This is a genomic window from Bordetella sp., assembly GCF_057362025.1.
In genome coordinates, this window is sequence record NZ_JBMQQZ010000011.1 from 53,351 (window position 1) to 68,384 (window position 15,034).

General features: G+C 68.2%; 13 protein-coding genes. 7 read left to right on the top strand and 6 right to left on the bottom strand.

Annotated features, from left to right (window positions below; genetic code table 11):
* Window positions 1–24: 24 nt before the first annotated feature.
* The 4 genes from ACO1P8_RS03745 to ACO1P8_RS03760 all read left to right on the top strand — a co-directional run bounded on the left by ACO1P8_RS03745 (window position 25) and on the right by ACO1P8_RS03760 (window position 4,521).
* The gene (locus tag ACO1P8_RS03745) at window positions 25–1,425 is read left to right on the top strand and encodes a DUF1501 domain-containing protein (protein WP_486294576.1); all 1,401 of its coding nucleotides are present in this window, start codon (window positions 25–27) and stop codon (window positions 1,423–1,425) included.
* A gap of 251 nt (window positions 1,426–1,676) precedes the next feature.
* Window positions 1,677–2,363, top strand: a complete 687-nt coding sequence (locus tag ACO1P8_RS03750; RefSeq protein WP_486294577.1) for a lytic transglycosylase domain-containing protein — start codon at window positions 1,677–1,679, stop codon at window positions 2,361–2,363.
* 42 nt (window positions 2,364–2,405) lie between these two features.
* A complete protein-coding gene (locus tag ACO1P8_RS03755; protein ID WP_486294578.1) occupies window positions 2,406–3,035 on the top strand; it encodes a phosphatase PAP2 family protein in 630 nt (209 codons plus the stop codon).
* Between the two features lie 94 nt (window positions 3,036–3,129).
* On the top strand, window positions 3,130–4,521 hold the full coding sequence (locus ACO1P8_RS03760; protein ID WP_486294579.1) for an MFS transporter: 1,392 nt from the start codon (window positions 3,130–3,132) through the stop codon (window positions 4,519–4,521).
* A gap of 116 nt (window positions 4,522–4,637) precedes the next feature.
* Here ACO1P8_RS03760 and ACO1P8_RS03765 read toward each other — a convergent pair whose 3' ends face one another.
* Entirely contained in the window at window positions 4,638–5,084 is a 447-nt protein-coding gene (locus ACO1P8_RS03765; RefSeq protein ID WP_486294580.1) for a DUF2501 domain-containing protein, read from the bottom strand.
* A 217-nt stretch (window positions 5,085–5,301) separates the two neighbouring features.
* On the opposite strand from ACO1P8_RS03765, the gene ACO1P8_RS03770 reads away from it, so the two are divergent.
* The gene (locus tag ACO1P8_RS03770) at window positions 5,302–6,273 is read left to right on the top strand and encodes a D-2-hydroxyacid dehydrogenase (RefSeq protein WP_486294581.1); all 972 of its coding nucleotides are present in this window, start codon (window positions 5,302–5,304) and stop codon (window positions 6,271–6,273) included.
* An 82-nt stretch (window positions 6,274–6,355) separates the two neighbouring features.
* Here ACO1P8_RS03770 and ACO1P8_RS03775 read toward each other — a convergent pair whose 3' ends face one another.
* The 4 genes from ACO1P8_RS03775 to ACO1P8_RS03790 form a co-directional block, all read right to left on the bottom strand.
* The gene (locus tag ACO1P8_RS03775; protein ID WP_486294582.1) at window positions 6,356–7,354 is read right to left on the bottom strand and encodes a tripartite tricarboxylate transporter substrate binding protein; all 999 of its coding nucleotides are present in this window, start codon (window positions 7,352–7,354) and stop codon (window positions 6,356–6,358) included.
* A 105-nt stretch (window positions 7,355–7,459) separates the two neighbouring features.
* Window positions 7,460–8,530 (bottom strand): lactonase family protein, encoded by a 1,071-nt coding sequence (locus tag ACO1P8_RS03780; protein WP_486294583.1) that lies wholly within the window; start codon window positions 8,528–8,530, stop codon window positions 7,460–7,462.
* Window positions 8,527–11,175 carry an aconitate hydratase AcnA gene (gene acnA, locus ACO1P8_RS03785; RefSeq protein WP_486294584.1) on the bottom strand — a complete coding sequence of 883 codons (2,649 nt, stop codon included), beginning with the start codon at window positions 11,173–11,175 and terminating at the stop codon, window positions 8,527–8,529. Before acnA ends, ACO1P8_RS03780 begins: the two co-directional genes overlap by 4 nt.
* A gap of 143 nt (window positions 11,176–11,318) precedes the next feature.
* Entirely contained in the window at window positions 11,319–12,200 is an 882-nt protein-coding gene (locus tag ACO1P8_RS03790) for a LysR family transcriptional regulator (protein WP_486294585.1), read from the bottom strand.
* A gap of 124 nt (window positions 12,201–12,324) precedes the next feature.
* Between ACO1P8_RS03790 and ACO1P8_RS03795 the strand changes: the two genes are divergently transcribed.
* Window positions 12,325–12,885: a hypothetical protein gene (locus ACO1P8_RS03795; RefSeq protein ID WP_486294586.1), complete on the top strand. Its 561-nt coding sequence runs from the start codon at window positions 12,325–12,327 to the stop codon at window positions 12,883–12,885.
* Here ACO1P8_RS03795 and ACO1P8_RS03800 read toward each other — a convergent pair.
* On the bottom strand, window positions 12,797–13,744 hold the full coding sequence (locus ACO1P8_RS03800; RefSeq protein WP_486294587.1) for a LysR family transcriptional regulator: 948 nt from the start codon (window positions 13,742–13,744) through the stop codon (window positions 12,797–12,799). The genes ACO1P8_RS03795 and ACO1P8_RS03800 overlap by 89 nt on opposite strands.
* A 123-nt stretch (window positions 13,745–13,867) precedes the next feature.
* Here ACO1P8_RS03800 and ACO1P8_RS03805 point away from each other — a divergent pair, with 123 nt between their 5' ends.
* On the top strand, window positions 13,868–15,034 hold the full coding sequence (locus tag ACO1P8_RS03805) for a mandelate racemase/muconate lactonizing enzyme family protein (RefSeq protein ID WP_486294588.1): 1,167 nt from the start codon (window positions 13,868–13,870) through the stop codon (window positions 15,032–15,034).

Genomic DNA, 15,034 nt, shown 5'->3' on the forward strand with positions numbered 1-15,034 from the left:
GCGTATCCTTCCCGCGGAGCAGCCATGAAGGAATCCCCGTCCCGACGCGAATTCGTGCGGCGCGTCTCGGCCATCGGCGCGGTCGGCGTGGCCGGCGCCGCGATTCCGCTGGCGCTGAAGCTGGCGGCGGCGGGCGAGGCGGCGGCGCAGGCTGCCGCGCCCGCGGCGCAAGGGGCCGAAGACTACAAGGCCTTGGTATGCGTGTTCCTGTATGGCGGCAACGATCCCTATAACACCGTGGTGCCTTACGATGTGGAAAGCCATGCGCGCTACTTCCGCATCCGTGCGGACATCGCGGTGGCGCGCGACAAGCTGGAGGGCACGGTGCTGCGCGCCCGCGAAGGCGGCGCGGGCGGGCGCGTCTACGCGCTGGCCCCGACGCTCGCTCCCCTGAAGCCCTGGTTCGAGCGCGAGGCGCTGGCGGTGCAGCTGAATGTGGGACCGATGGTGGTGCCGACGACCAAGGCCGAGTACATCGGCGGCAAGGTACCCATGCCGCCAAAGCTGTTCTCGCACAACGATCAGCAGTCGTACTGGCAGGGCCTGGCGCCGGAAGGCGCGGCGTCGGGCTGGGGAGGACGCCTGGCCGACCTGTTCGCCGCGGGCAACGGCAACAGCACGTTCGCGAACGTGACCGCGGGCGGCACCGCGCTGTTGCTGTCGGGCAGCCATGTGTCCGCGTATCGCGTCAGTCCGGCCGGATCGACGCCCATCGAGCTGTTGCGGCGGGACACCTATGGATCGACCGCCTGCACGGATCTGTTGCGCTCGCTGCTGACCCAGCCGGGACCGCATCTATTCCAGCAGCAGATCGCCGCCACCCTGGCGCGTTCGATCCGCGCCGACGCGCAGCTGGGGGCGGCGCTGGAGGGCGTGGATGTGCGCGGCGACTTCGGTACGCCGCTGGGTGCGCAATTGAAGATCGTCGCGCGCATGATCGCGGCGCGGCGCGAGTTGGGCGTGAAGCGGCAGGTGTTCTTCGTCTCGCAGAACGGCTACGACAACCACGACGGGCTGAACGGCACGCATCCCGGCCTGCTGGCGGAGCTGGGCGGCGCGCTGGCGCAGTTCCAGCAAGCCATGGATGGCCTGGGCCTGGGCGACCGCGTGACGACGTTCACCGCGTCGGAATTCGGCCGCACGCTGGTATCGAACGGTGATGGGTCCGATCACGGCTGGGGCGGCCATCATTTCGTGCTGGGTGGCGCCGTGCGCGGCGGCCGCTTCTACGGCACGCAGCCCGATTGGGATATCCAGGGGCCGGGGTACGTGGATCATGGGCGGCTGCTGCCGCGCACCTCGGTGGAAGAGTTCGGCGCCACCCTGGGCGCATGGTTCGGCGCCGATGCCGGCGCCCTGGACGACGTGTTCCCGCATCTGCGGAATTTCGGTACGCGCGACGTCGGCTTTATGCGCCGGGCGTGATGCCGTGGCAGGCGTCGCATCGGACGGCGGGGCCGTCCATGCGCATGAGGCCTACGCCCGACGCGGTAATGCGTCGAGGCGGGAGACAGGGCGCCGGCCCTTGCCCCAATATCGAGGGCCGGGGCAGAGACGTGGCGGCGCGGCAGCGCCGCAGGGGCCGTGGCTGCGCGGCGTGCCGCCGCACAAGCACAATGACCATGAGGACACAATGGCGAACCACCGAGGGAAACGATGGGCGACGATGGCTTTTCATGGCCGCTTTGGCGGCTTGCCTGGCGCTGTTGGCCGGTGGCGGGCAGGCCCGGGCGGGTGAGACCTACCGCTACAAGGATCCGTTTGGCATCTGGCGCAGCATGACGGTCGACAAGGGCATGGGCAAGTACTACAAGCGGGCGCACGCGCGCGCCGCGGTCCGCTGTCCGGGTTGTGCGCGACGGGTGCTGGTGGGCGGGTCCGCCGGCGCGCCGGCCGCGGCGGCCGTGGCGCGCGCCGACGACGCGCGGGTGGTGGCGCTCAGTACGCATCGCGGGCTGGAGGACTATCGCGGCGTGATCGCCAAGGCGGCGGCCGACTACGGACTGGACAGCGCGCTGCTGGGCGCGGTGATCGCCGTGGAATCGGGGTTCCGCAAGGACGCCCGGTCGCCGAAAGGCGCGCTGGGATTGATGCAGCTGATGCCCGACACCGCGGCGGCCCTGCTCAGCGATCCGGACGTCGAACGCGCCCTGGTGGATCCCGCCACCAATGTGCGCGCGGGTTCGCGGCATCTGCGCAGCCTGATCGACCAGTACCCGGGCCGCCTGGATCTGGCGCTGGCCGCCTACAATGCGGGCCAGGGCGCGGTGCAGAAGTACGACGGCATTCCGCCCTATGCGGAAACCCAGCAGTACGTGCGCGACGTGATCGCGCTGTATGCGCGCTACAAGGCCGGATGGTAGGCGCGGGGCGCTGGCCGACGAGAGTTGAACCGAAGGTGATGCATGCATGGTTTCTGGATGGCGGTGTCCGCCATGGGCGAGTCCCGCCTGGTCTTGCCGGCCGCGCTGGTCGCGATGGCGTTCGTCGCGATGTCCGAACGTCCGCCGGTGTTCCATTGGCTGTGGGCGCTGGCGATCGCCGGTACGGCGGTGCTGGCGTCCAAGCTGGCCTTCCTGGGGTGGGGCATAGGCTGGGCCGCCATCGACTTCACCGGGTTCAGCGGCCATTCCATGGTGTCGGCGGCGGTGTATCCGGTGCTGGGCTATGCGATCGGCAACCGCCATTCGCGTCGCGTGGCCATGTTGCTGGCTTGCGCCGGCGCGCTGTTCGCGCTCTTGATCGGGGGCTCGCGCCTGGTGCTGGGCGCGCATTCCGTTTCCGAAGTGATATCGGGCCTGGCGGTGGGCGCGGCGGTGTCGGGGGTGGTGCTGGCGCGCTGGCCCGTCGGGCGGCTGGGCTTGCGCCTGGGCGCCGTCGCGCTGGCGTTCCTGCTGTCGACGATGGCCAGTTATTCCGTCGCGCCCAAGGTGCGCACGCACGATGTCGTGATTGCACTGGCGCTGGCCCTGTCGGGGCAGAACACACCCTACACGCGCGACCATTTGCACCGCGCTGCGCACACCGGGGCATGAGGCCGGCGCCTTGCTGACCGGATCCTGAACGAAAGGCGGGGGCGGGGGATGTCATAATCTCGCTCCATCGCAGACTCGCCAGCGTTTTTCCGCCATGCCGCTCGCCCTCGGTGCATTCATTGTCCCGCTTATCGTGGCTTGCGCGTTGTTCATGGAGAACGTCGACGCTACCGTACTGGTAACCGCGCTCCCTTCGCTGGCGCGCGACCTGGGCCAGGATCCCATTACCTTGAAGCTGGCCGTGACCAGCTATGTCGTCGGCCTCGGTGTCTTTATTCCGATCTGCGGCTGGGTCGCGGACCGCTTCGGCCCGCGCACCGTGTTCCGTGCCGCCATCGGCGTGTTCGTCGTCGGTTCGCTGCTGTGCGCGGCCTCCAACTCTTTGTTCACCTTCGTGCTGGCGCGTTTCGTGCAGGGCGTGGGCGGCGCCATGATGGTGCCGGTCGGGCGCATCATCATCTTTCGTTCCGTGGCCCGCGCCGACTTCGTGCGCGCCGTCAATTACCTGACGGTACCGGCCCTGCTGGGGCCCGTCGTCGGGCCGTTGCTGGGCGGCTTTATCACGACGTATCTGCATTGGCGCCTGATGTTCTTCATCAATGTGCCCATCGGCCTGCTGGGCATCTACCTCACGAACCGGCACATCGACGATGTGCGCGATACCGAGCCCGGCCACCTGGATTGGCCGGGGTTCGTGCTGTCGGCGGGTGGCGCCTCGCTGTTCATGCTGGGGATGTCCCTGGTCGGTAGCGATGTGGTCAGCGAGCGCGCGACGGCGGCGATGTGCGTGCTGGGGCTGCTGTTCTCCGGGCTGTACGTGCTGTATGCACGCAAGGTACGCAACCCCTTGCTGGATCTGCGCTTCCTGCGCATTCCCACCTTCCACACGAGCGTGCTGGGCGGCTCGCTGTTTCGCATCGGCCTGGGCGCGGTCCCTTTCCTGCTGCCGCTGGCCCTGCAGGAAGGGCTGGGCATGACGCCGTTCGAGGCGGGCATGATCACTTGCGCCTCGGCATTCGGCGCGCTGTTCATGAAGACGATGGCGCAGCCGTTGCTGCGGCGCTTCGGCTTCCGGCCCGTACTGATGGTCAACGCCGCCCTATCGGGCGTGGCGCTTGCCAGCTATGGCATTTTTCACCCGGAGATGTCGCGCGTGGCGATCTGGGTGATCGTCCTGTTCGGCGGGATTTTCCCGTCCCTGCAATTCACGGCGCTGAATGCGCTGGCCTATGCGGAGATCGATAGCGCCGACGTCGGCCGCGCGACCAGCGTGGCCAGCGTGATCCAGCAGATGTCGCTGGGGCTGGGCGTGACGGTGGCGGGCATCGTGTTGCAACTTTCCCATTATGCGCAAGGCCATGCGCAAATCGTCTGGACGGACTTCTGGCCCGCATTCCTGGTACTGGGGTTGTTTTCCGCCGCTTCCATCCCGGTCACCGCGCGCATGCCGCGCGGCGCGGGCAAGGAACTGACACGCGGGCGTTGACGGCGGCGCTGGGGCCCGGCGTCGTTGCCGGCGTGGACGGCGCGGTGAGCGCCGATACTGGCGGGTGGCGTGGCATTATGCCGTCGCCTTTCCCGAAGGCAAGGCAGCCGCGCTTGCTACAGGAAGGACTTGGCCTGCTGCACGACCGCGTCGCAGGCCTGTTCGGCCATGGCGGCTTTCAGGCCGCCACCCAGGTCGACGCTATTGCCCGTACCGGTTTGCAGGATGCCTTTCGCGCCGGACAGATAACCGCTGTCTTTCTGCGGGGCCTGGCCGGTGCTGGCGCCGAGCTTGCTCATCAACTGGTCCTTCAGCGACGAGGCGCTGCCATCGGACAAATACTTGTTCTTGATGCAGTATTCCAGGATGCCGGCGGCGTTGCCCAGGCTGCCGGCACTCAGGGCGCCGGTGTCCGCGCCCGATCCCCCGCCCAATCCGCCCAATCCGCCCAGGCCTCCCAGTGCGCCCTTGAGGTCCAGCCCCTGGGCCGGCGCGGGCGCGCCGAACCCCGTCATCAGCATGCCCGCGAGCACCGCCGCGCCAGCATGGTTGCGTATCTTCATTGCTATCACTCCTGTCTATATGTCCTTGCACCGTCGGCGCCCCGGCGTTCCGCCGGGTTCGCGCGATAATGACGGCGCCCGTAGCCGCGGCGCAGCCTGTTGCCGACAGCCGCGCGCGCGGCTCGGCGTGATCGACGCGGTCGCTCCGCAGCCGGCGTAAGGATAGGCGGATGGGGAGCTCTTCCAGGTAACGATAGGTGCCATAACACTAGTCATCATGACGATACGTATCTTGCTTTCCCGCAGTACCGCCGAACGCCTGCGCGAACCCATCGCGCGGGTCATGAATGGCCGCCCATACGAGTTGCGCCTTGCCGAGCCCACGCTCGGCCACGCGCATGCCGACATCGATGTCGCGTTCATCTCGCGCGACGTCACGGGCGCTTCCACCAAGCACCGGGTGACGGAGTCCCTGGAGGCCTTCTACGAGTCGCTGCGGGCATCGCAGGGCCTGCGCTGGGTGCACGTGCATTCCGCCGGTTTGGACAGGCCGATATTCCCCGAACTGAAGGCGCGCGGCATCGCGGTCAGCGCGTCGGCCGGCGCCAATTCCGAACCCGTCATGCAGACCGCGCTGGCGGGCCTGCTGGCCCTGAACCGCCGCATGCACGTCCTGATGGATGCGCAACGCCAGGGCCGCTGGCTGAAAGCGACGGAACTGACCGTGCCGCGCGACCTGGCCGGCCAGGTCGCGGTGATCGTCGGCTGGGGAAGCATCGGGCAGCGCCTGGGCGCCGTGCTGCGCCTGCTGGGATTGCGGATCGCAGTGGTACGCAGCAGCGCGGAGCCGGTCGACGCCGACACGCAGACCGTGGCCTTCGAGGATATCGGCACGCTGTTGCCGGGCGCGGACTGGCTGATCCTGGCCTGCCCGCTCAGCGATCGCACGCGCGGGCTGATCGATGCGCGCGCGCTCGCGGCCCTGCCCAAGGGCGCACATCTGGTCAATGTGGCGCGCGGCGAAGTCGTCGTGGAAGCGGACCTGATCGCCGCCTTGCGGTCAGGGCACCTGGGCGGCGCCTATCTGGATGTCTACGAGCACGAACCGCTGGATGCGGCCTCGCCGCTCTGGCACATGCCCAACGTCATCGCCACGCCGCACGCCGCCGGCCATTCCGACGGCAATGCCAGGCGGGTGGATGCGATCTGGCTGGAAAAGCTGGAGCAGTGGCTGGCCGAAAACGCGTAAACCGGCGGGGCGGCAGGGCGGCGGGCCCTGCCGCGTCCGCCGGGGAAGTCCTTCGACGGACGCATGCAAGCCGGCGCCGGCGCTATTCCTGCAGCGTGATGTGGGTTTGCTCGATCACCTTGGCGAACTTCGCCGTTTCCGCGCGGCGGAAGGCGTCGAAATCCTGTCGCGACGAGGGGGCGGGCTCCGCGCCCTGGTCCTTCAGGGCCTGCAACAAGCGCGGGTCGCGCATCGCCGCGAGCGCGGCCTGGTTCAGCTTGTCCAGGATGGGCGCGGGTGTGGTACCGGGGGCGAACAGGCCGAACCAGTTCACGACTTCGTAGCCGGCCAGTTGCGGCGTTTCCGTCAGCGCCGGCACATCCGGCAGGGCTTCGACGCGATGGGCGGAAGTCACGGCGATGGGGCGGACCTGCCCGCTCTTGATGAAGGGCATGGCGGCGGCCACGCTGGTGAAAGTCATGGTGACGTGCCGGGCGACGACGTCGGCGATTTGCTGCGCCGCGCCCTTGTACGGGATGTGGCGGATATCGACACCTGCCATGCGATCCAGCAGTTCGCCGCACACGTGCTGGAGGTTGCCGATGCCGCTGGACGAAAACGTCAGCTTGCCTGGCTGCGATTTTGCATAGGCCAGCAACTCGGCAGTGTTCTTCGCCGGCACCGACGGATTCACCACCAGCACATTGGGAATGCGTGCAACCAGCGTCACCGAGGCCAGCTCGCGTGCGGGGTCGAACATCATTTTTTCCTTGTACAGGGAAGGGTTCACCACGATCTCGCCGGCCGCCGACAAAAGGATGGTGTAGCCGTCGGGCTTGGCCTTGGCCACGTAGTTGGCGCCGATCATGCCGCTGGCACCGGGCTTGTTCTCCACGATGATGGATTGCCCCAGCGTATCGTGCAGGCGTTCGGCCATCAGGCGCGCGATCAGGTCGACGCCGCCGCCGGCGGTGTAGGGCACGATCAGGCGCACGGGCATGGAGGGGTAGCCATCGGCGGCATGGCCGCTGAACGGAGCCACCGCGAGCGCGGCGGCGGCGATGCCCAGCGCGGCGCGCAGGCGTAGGGTCGGGGATGTCATCGTGGTCTCCTCACGGTTGGTGTTCACATCGGGCGCTCGTCGTGTCTTGCATCGAGGCCGTGGCGGTCGGCGCGCTCTCGGGCGTGTTCAGGGCGTCATCAATGGTCAGGGCGCGATCGGGGCGCGAAATACCATGCATACCGGACTGCCGGTTTCGGCGGCCGTGCAGGCCCGCGCCAGTTCGCCGCTGTCCGCATCGACGTGAAAGGCGACGATGGTGTCGCTGTCTTCGTTGGCGGCATACAGAAAGCGCCCGGCGGGGTCCAGGGTGAAAAAGCGCGGGGTGCGTCCGCCGCTGGCATAGGCGCGCACGAAGCGCAGGCGGCCGCTGGCGCCGTCGACGGCGAACAAGACGATGCTGTCGTCGCCCCGGTTCGAGGCGTATACGAAGCGTCCGCCCGCATCGACCACGATCGCCGCGGCGCGGCTGTTGCCGGTGCAGCTATCCGGCAGCGAGGGCAATACCTGGAAGGGTGCCAGCGCGCCGGTGGCGGCGTCATGGCGATAGGCGGTGACCGTGCTGTCCAGTTCGTTGACCGCATAGGCGTAAGGCGCGCGCGGGTGGAAGGCGATATGCCGCGGTCCCGCGCCTTCACGCGCCGCCACGACGGCGTGGGGTTCCGGCGTGAGGCGGCCGTCGCGGAAGGCGAAGCTGAAAATCCGGTCCAGGCCTTTGTCCGGCACGATGACGTGGCGTCCGGCCGGATCGAAGGGATTGAAGTGCGGCTTGGCGTGCTGCTGTTCGACGCGGTGCGGTCCGCGCTCGCCCGGCAGCGGCACTTGCTGGCTGACGGGCAGCAGCGCGCCGTCCTCCGCCAGCGGCAGGACGGCCAGGCTGCCGCTCAGGTGATTCGATACGATGATGTGGCGGCCGTCGGGCGCCAGCGCCAGATGCACCGGATTGCGGCCTTCCGTGCCGCGCCGGTTCAGCGGGCTCAGGCGGCCGCTATCCGGATCGATGCGGAAGGCGCTGATATCGCTGGCGTCCCCATGCACGGCATAGAGCACCCGCCCGCCGGGACCGAGTGCCAGGTAGGAAGGATTCACCAGGCCGTCGACTTCCTGCACCAGGCGCAGTGCCCCCGTCGATGCATCGCGGTGCCAGGCCGTGATGCCGCGGCCGCGCGCGTTGCGTTCGCGGGAGGTACGGCAGCCCACGTAGACATCGGCCTTCATGCGCACGCCTCGCTGGGGAAGGCCATCTTGCGCACCACGTACGGCAGCACGCCACCGTGCGCGAGGTAGCGAACTTCCTGTTCCGCATCCAGGCGCAGGGATACCTGCAGCTCATGGCGTGTCCCGTCGGCGCGGTGCATGCGCAGCGCCAGTGTGTTGTCGCCCGTCGTCAGGCCGTCCAGCCCCAGCAGGTCGAAGGTTTCGCTGCCGTCGATCTCCAGCGTTTCCGCGTGGTCCGCGCCGGTGAAAACCAGCGGCAGCACGCCCATGCCGATCAGGTTGCTGCGATGGATGCGCTCGAAACTGCGCGCCACGACCGCGCGCACGCCCAGCAGTGCCTGCGCCTTGGCCGCCCAGTCGCGGCTGGATCCGGCGCCGTAGTTCCATCCGGCGAAGACCAGCAGCGGAATCCCGCGTGCGGCATAGCTGGCGGCCGCGTCGTAGACCGGCAGTACCTCGCGCCGGTCGGCATCCCAGGCCCAGGCACCCGCGCCGCCTTCGATGCCGGCCAGCCGGTTGCGGACAGCCTTGTTGGTGTACGCGCCGCGCAGCATGACTTCGTGATTGCTGCGGCGGGTGGAATATTGGTTCAGGTCTTCCGGTGCCTCGCCGCGCGCCAGCAGCCATTGGCCGGCGGCGCTGGCGGCCGGTATGGTGCCGGCCGGCGAAATATGGTCGGTCGTCACGTTGTCGCCGAATACCATCAGCGCGCGCGCGCCCCGCAGCGCGGCAAGCGTCGGCGCCGTGGGCGCGACCGATTCCAGGTAGCGCGGCCGGCGCAGATAAGTGGAATCCGGCTCCCAGCCGTAGCGCACGCTGGACGGTGCGGACAGCGCCCGCCATTGCGGCGTACCGGCCCACACGGTGGCGGCGCGTTCCTGGAACAGCCGCGGCCGCAGCACCTGCGTCGCCAGCGCGGCGACCTCTTCGTCCCCGGGCAGCAGGTCGCGCAGCCAGACCGCCCGGCCCGAGGCATCCACGCCCAGCGGCTCGTGTTCCAGGTCGACGCGGATATTGCCGGCGAGGGCATAGGCGATCACCAGCGCCGGCGAGGCAAGATAGCCGGCCGGCAGCCGCGGATTGACGCGGCCTTCGAAATTCCGGTTGCCCGATAGCACGGCGACGCCGCGCAGTCCCCGGTCCACCGCGGCCTCGGCCGCGGCCGCCAGGCTGCCCGAGTTGCCGATACAGGTCATGCAGCCGAAGCCGACCAGGCCGAAACCCAGTGCTTCCAGGTCCCGCAGCAATCCGGCTTCGGCCAGGTAATCGCCCACGGTGCGCGAGCCGGGCGACAGCGAGGTCTTGACCCAGGGCTTGCGCTGCAGGCCCCGTTCGCGCGCGCGGCGCGCCAGCAGGCCGGCCTGGAGCATCAGCAGCGGATTGGCGGTGTTGGTGCAACTGGTGATCGCCGCCACCAGCACGGCGCCGTCCACCGGGCGGTCCGCCGGCAGCGGGCCATCCGCGTCCAGCCCCAGGCGTTCGGTGAAGGAGGCGCCGGCGCGGGCCAGCGGCTGGCGTTCATGCGGCTGATGCGGTCCGGCGACGCTGCGCCGCACCGTCGCCAGGTCGAGCGGGATGACGGTGTCGAAGCGCGGTTCGGGCATATCGTCGCGCCGCCACAAACCCTGGGCCTGCAGGCAGGCCCGGACGCGATCGCGCTGCGCCCGGTCGCGTCCGGACAGTTCCAGAAAGCGCATGGCTTCGTCGTCGAAGGGAAAGAACATCACCGTGGCGCCGTACTCGGGAGCCATATTGGCGACGGTGGCGCGGGCTGCCCAACCCAACGTCGACAATCCCGGGCCGCAGAATTCGACGAATTTGCCGACCACCCCATGGGCACGCAGGATCTCGGCGAGGGTAAGCGCCAGGTCGGTGGCGGTGACGCCGGCCGGCAAACGGTTGCTCAGCCGCACGCCGACGACTTCCGGGTAGGCAATGGGCACCGGCTCGCCCAGCAGGGCGGCCTGGCTTTCCAGGCCGCCTATGCCCCAGGCCAGCACGCCGATACCGTTGATCATCGGCGTGTGGCTGTCGGTGGCCACCATATCGTCCGGATGCAGCAGGGCCTGCCCGTCGGCGGTGCGCGCCGCGCATACGACTTCGGCCACCGCTTCCATGTTCATCTGGTGGATGATGCCGGTCCCGGGCGGGATCACCTTGAAATTCGCCAGACTTTGCTCGGCCCAGCGGATGAAGCGGTAGCGCTCGCCATTGCGGCGGAAGTCGATGTCCAGGTTGGCCTGCACCGCATCCGGCTCGTCATAGTGCTCCACGATGACCGAGTGGTCGATCGTCAGCACCGCCGGAATCAGGGGATTGACGCGGGCCGGATCGCCGCCGAGTTCCGCCACGGCATCGCGCATGCCGGCGAAGTCCGCCAGCGCCGGCAGACAGGTGGTGTCGTGGAACATCAGACGGTTGGGACGGAAAGGCACTTCGCAGGCCGGGCCACGGCCGCCGGCGCGGGCCAGGACCGGGGCCAGGGCGTCGGGCTGGCAGCGCGCGACGTTCTCGATCAGCAGCCGGATGGAATAGGGCAGGGCGGCCAGATCCCCGGCGGGCAGGATGCGGCGCAGCGCGACGTAGGCATAGTCCTGCCCGTTCACGGCAAGATGGTCGAGCAGGGCGGGATCGGGCTGGTTCATGGCAGGCGGTACGGCAGGTGGGCGCGGCTGCGGGATGGCGGCGCGGCATGCAGGCATCGTAAGCGCCCGGCGCGGCAATGAAAATTTCCGCTTTGGCTAGCGAGCGTTTCCATTAAGAGAACGCGCGCCTTTGTTGTCGGATTTCAGTCGCGAAGATAGCCCACCAGGGACCGCGCGGTGGGAGGAAGCGTTTCCATATTGCGCACGCCGATCAACAGATTCCGCCTGGCCCAGGGCTCGGCCAGCGTCAGCGCGCGCAGCTTGCCGCCGCGCAGGTAGGGCACGGCCACGGCGCGCGGCAGGATAGCGATCCCCAATTGCGCCGCCACCAGTTTGCACATGCAATCGAAGCCGCTGATCCGGATGCGCGGGCGCAGCGGCTTGCCGCGTTTCTTGGCCTCTGCCGTCAATAGCGCGTGCACCGAGCTGTCCAGGTGCGGACCGACGAACTCATGGTCCAGCAGCGTGTCGAAGCGCACCTTCTGCCGCTGCGCCAGCACATGACTGGCGGGCACCACCGCCACCAGTTCGTCCTGCCGGTAGGGAAACAGCTGCAAGCCCTGCGCCGGCGTCTGTTCCGCGAAAATGCCCAGGTCGGCATGGCCTTCGGCCACGGCGCGCACCACCGCCGTGCCCACGCCTTCCTCGATATCGAATTTGATCTGCGGGTAGTCGTTGGCGTAGCGCTCGATATCCCCGGGCAGGAACTGCGCCAGGGCCGACGTAATGGCGTGGATGCGCACATGGCCCTTGACGCCGGCGGCGTATCCGCACAGTTCTTCATCCATCAGCGCCAGGGTGTGCTGCAGCTGCCGGGCATAATGCAGCAGGGATTGTCCCGCCGGCGTCAGGTCCACGCCGCGCGCGTAGCGCACGAGCAGGGGCGATCCGGCCTGCGCTTCCAGCTCGGCGATGCGCTTGCTGATGGCCGATACCGCCAGGTGCTTGCGTCGGGCGGCCCGGGTCAGGTTCTTTTCCTCCGCGACGGCGGTGAACAAATCCAGGCTGGTAAGGTCGTAGCGCATGGTCGGGAGGTATCCGCGAGGTATCCAGGTGGGTGGCGGCGAGCCGGGTTGCGCGCGCGCGGCCTTCCGGGCGCATAATTACGCGACTTTGTCATAACCCAGGTGGGATTTCACGACCCCAGCGATGAAAGCGCAACCGCTAAGATTCGACCGTACCGTGATCGACGATGTGCTGGCAGGCCGGAAGGTCCAGACGCGCCGGATCCTGAAACCGCAACCGCCTGACAATACCGTCGGCTGGCTGCGGGAAATCGGGCCCGCCGGCAAATGGATCGCGGTGGAAGAGCCGCCGCCACCGCCTTCGCGCCGGCGCGTGCGGCGCATGGTCTGCCCTTACGGCGAACCGGGCCACGCCATCCGCGTGTATGACGACGGCGGGGTGGCGTTCGCGCAGGTCACGCTGGTCGGCGTGCGCATCCAGCGCCTGCAGGACATCAGCGAAGCCGACATCGTCGCCGAAGGTTGCGCCGAAGGGCAGAGCGGTCGTGGCGGCTTTTTGCCCGGCATGCCCTTGAAATCGGTCTTCGCGCTGGCCTGGTGCGAACTGCACGGCGCGCGCGCCTGGGCGGTCAATCCATGGGTATGGGCCCTGGAGTTCAGGCTCGCGCAGGCTTTGCCGTATTCGCGCCAGACGCCGGCCCAGGATGCGCCGGCGCCTCGAAGCGGGCTGCCAGAAAGTCCATGAAGGTGCGTACCCGCGCCGACAGGTGGCGGCGGCTGGGGTAGTACGCGAAGAGGTCCGCCGGCGGCAGCGTGTAGGCGGGCAGCAGGCGGCGCAGTCGCCCGGTTTCCAGGTATTTGGCCAGGTCCCATTCCGAGCGGACCAGGATGCCGTGCCCGTCCAGGGCCCAGCCCAGCACGATATCGCCATCGTTGCTGGCCAGCGCGCCGCTGACTTTCACCGCCTGGGTTTCGCGGTTGCGGGTAAAGCGCCAGACGCCATAGGCCTCGTCGTTCTGCCGGTGGATGATGCAACGGTGCGCGGCGAGATCGGCGGGGCGCTGCGGCGCGCCATGGCGCGCCAGGTAGGCGGGAGACGCGCACAGGAACCGCCGGTTGCTTTGCAGGCGGCGCGCGCTGAGCCGGCTGTCCGGCAGGGTGCCGAAACGCACCGCCAGGTCCAGGCCGTGCTCCACCAGGTCCACGGGGCGGTCGGTGACCTCCAGGCGCACTTCGACGTCCGGGTGCAGCCTGGCATAGTCCGACACCAGCGGCGCGATAACGGTACGGCCGAAGCCCAGCGTCGCATTGACCCGCAGCAGGCCGCGCGGTTCGGCGCGGGTGCTGGTGACCTGGTCTTCCATTTCGCGGATATCGGCCAGGATGCGGCTGGCGTGGCGCAGATAGGTCTCGCCTTCGCTGGTCAGGCCGACGCGCCGGGTCGTCCGGTTGACCAGCCGTACCCCCAGGCGCTGTTCCAGCTGCGCCAGCCGCTTGGTGGCGGCCGGCGGGGTGATGTCCAATTCCCGCGCCGCCGCCGACAGGTTGCCGTGCTTGGCCAGCAGGACGAAAAACATCAGTTCGGAAGCGGTGTCGGTCTTCATGATTTATTCACTTTGGGTGAATAATAATTTTTCTTCAGGCGAATGGAAAGGCGGCGGGGTTTCGTTAACCTGTGGGCCATGCCTTTACCCGCCCCGCCAGGGCGACCGCGCCAGGAGACCGCCTTGAGAATCGTCGAAATCCGCGAGCAGACCAAGCCCATCAGCTCGCCCATCCGCAATGCCTATATCGACTTCAGCAAAATGACGCTGAGCCTGGTCGCGGTCGTCACGGACGTGATACGCGACGGCAAGCCGGTAGTGGGTTACGGCTTCAACTCCAACGGCCGCTATGGCCAGGGGATGCTGATGCGCGAGCGCTTCATCCCGCGCGTGCTGTCCGCCGAGCCGGACACGCTGCTGGACGACACCGGGCAGAACCTGGATCCGCACAAGATCTGGGACCGCATGTTCATCAACGAGAAGCCCGGCGGGCATGGCGAGCGTTCGGTCGCCATGGGCACGCTGGACATGGCGGTGTGGGATGCCGTCGCCAAGATCGCCGGCAAACCCTTGTTCCAGCTGCTGGCCGAGCGCTACGGCACGGGGCAGCCCGACCGCAAGGTGTTCGTGTACGCGGCCGGCGGCTATTACTACCCGGGGCAGGACCTGGAGAAGCTGAAGGACGAGATGCGCGGCTACCTGGACCGCGGCTATACCGTCGTCAAGAAAAAGATCGGCGGCGCGTCTCTGGACGAGGACCTGCGCCGCATCGATGCGGTATTGAGCGTGCTGCAGGACGGCCAGCGGCTATGCGTGGACGCCAACGGCCGCTTCGACCTGCAGACCGCCGTCGCCTACGCGAAGGCCCTGTCGCAATACGATCTGTTCTGGTACGAGGAAGCCGGCGATCCCCTGGACTACGCCTTGCAGGCGGAGCTGGCGCAGCACTACGAGAAACCCATGGCGACGGGCGAGAACCTGTTTTCCATGCAGGACGCGCGCAACCTGATCCGCTACGGCGGCATGCGGCCGGACCGCGACTGGCTGCAGTTCGACTGCGCGTTGAGCTATGGTCTGGTGGAATATCTGCGCACGCTGGAGATGCTGAAGGAAAACGGCTGGTCGCCCAGCCGCTGCATTCCCCACGGCGGGCACCAGATGTCGCTGAATATCGCGGCCGGATTGGGACTGGGCGGCAACGAATCGTACCCGGATCTGTTCCAGCCCTATGGCGGGTTTCCGGACGGCGTGCGGGTGGAGAACAGCCATATCGTCATGCCGGACCTGCCGGGTATCGGCTTCGAGGGCAAGGCCGATCTGTATGCGGAAATGCGGGCCTTGTCGGCCTAG